Below are 269 nucleotides of genomic sequence, written 5' to 3' on the forward strand. Positions count from 1 at the left end.
GGCCCGCGGGCGTCACGGCACGCTGCGTATCCGTGCCCGCGATCGTCTCGGCGCTGGTCGCGAGCTCAACCACACCCTGGCGTTCGGTCGTCGCGGGCGGGTTCGTGAAGCTCGTCTCGCCAAACACGAGCTGCGCCGCGTCGATCGTGGTGAACTGGATGTCGGCCGAAAGCAGCACCAGCGCCTCCGGCGACTTCTCCATGATGGGCGTCGCCTGACCGTAGAGCGCCGCGAGCAAGCCGTCTTCGAGGTAGAGGCCGAACCCGTAG

1 pseudogene is annotated in these 269 nt (G+C 68.4%); it reads right to left on the reverse strand.

The annotated features are described in order from the left end of the window. Positions 1-269: pseudogene (locus SB751_RS30940) on the reverse strand (phage tail protein); the annotation flags it as partial.

Source organism: Cupriavidus sp. SIMBA_020, from assembly GCF_046535395.1.
GTDB lineage: Bacteria > Pseudomonadota > Gammaproteobacteria > Burkholderiales > Burkholderiaceae > Cupriavidus > Cupriavidus campinensis.